Origin of the sequence: Ruegeria sp. HKCCA4812, assembly GCF_013034245.1 — a bacterium.
In the GTDB taxonomy this organism is placed as follows: Bacteria; Pseudomonadota; Alphaproteobacteria; order Rhodobacterales; family Rhodobacteraceae; genus Ruegeria.
In genome coordinates this window covers 1-1273 of record NZ_WQFQ01000027.1, presented here as the reverse complement: position 1 = coordinate 1273, position 1273 = coordinate 1, and the positions used below count along the sequence as shown (strand labels likewise).

The following is a 1273-nucleotide window of genomic DNA, read 5'->3' as shown; positions in this document are numbered from 1 at the left end:
TTACAGGTTCGGATAGATCGGGAATTTGGCGCAGAGGTCTGCGACTTCGGCCTTGACCTTGGCCTCGACGGCGCCGTTGCCGTCTTCGCCATTGGCGGCCAGGCCATCGACCACTTCGATGATCCAGTCTGCGATCTGGCGGAATTCGACCTCGCCGAAGCCGCGGGTGGTGCCGGCGGGCGACCCCAGACGGATGCCCGACGTGATGGTCGGCTTTTCCGGATCAAACGGCACGCCGTTCTTGTTGCAGGTGATATGCGCGCGACCCAAGGCTTTCTCGGTGGCGTTGCCCTTGACGCCTTTGGGGCGCAGGTCGACCAGCACCACATGGGTGTCGGTGCCGTGGGTCACCGTGTCCAGACCGCCCTTGATCAGCTGATCCGACAGCGCCTGGGCGTTGGTGATCACCTGCTTGACATAGTCCTTGAACTCGGGCCGCAGCGCCTCGCCAAAGGCCACGGCCTTGGCCGCGATCACATGCATCAGCGGGCCGCCTTGAATGCCGGGGAAGATGGCCGAGTTCACTTTCTTGGCGATATCTTCATCATTGGTCAGGATCATGCCGCCGCGCGGGCCGCGCAGGGTCTTGTGCGTGGTGGTGGTGGCCACATGCGCATGCGGGAACGGGCTGGGATGCTCGCCCGCCGCGACCAGACCGGCGAAATGCGCCATGTCCACGTGCAGATAGGCACCGACCATGTCGGCGATCTGACGCATGCGGGCAAAGTCGATCTGGCGCGGGATGGCGGAACCGCCGGCGATGATCAGCTTGGGCTGGTGTTCCTTCGCCAGCGCTTCGACCTGATCGTAATCCAGCATGTTGTCCTGCTGGCGCACGCCGTATTGCACCGCGTTGAACCACTTGCCCGATTGGTTCGGACGGGCGCCGTGGGTCAGGTGGCCACCGGCATCCAGGCTCATGCCCAGAATGGTGTCGCCGGGTTTGATCAGCGCCTGAAACACGCCCTGGTTGGCCTGAGAGCCGGAATTGGGCTGCACGTTGGCGAATTCACAGCCGAACAGCTGCTTGGCGCGGTCGATGGCCAGGTTTTCGGCGATGTCGACGAACTGGCAGCCGCCATAATAGCGGCGGCCGGGATAGCCTTCGGCGTATTTGTTGGTCATCACCGAGCCCTGCGCTTCCATCACGGCGGCAGAGACGATGTTCTCGGACGCGATCAGCTCGATCTCGTCGCGCTGACGACCCAGTTCCGACGTGATCGAGCCAAAAAGCTCGGGATCACGATCAGAAAGGGACTGGGTGAAAAATCCG

1 protein-coding gene is annotated in these 1273 nt (G+C 62.9%); it reads right to left on the bottom strand.

The window, feature by feature from the left end; all coding sequences use genetic code 11:
• The coding region (gene glyA, locus GOW04_RS21755) for a serine hydroxymethyltransferase (RefSeq protein ID WP_253283377.1) at window positions 1–1273 on the bottom strand (1273 nt) is incomplete at its 5' end.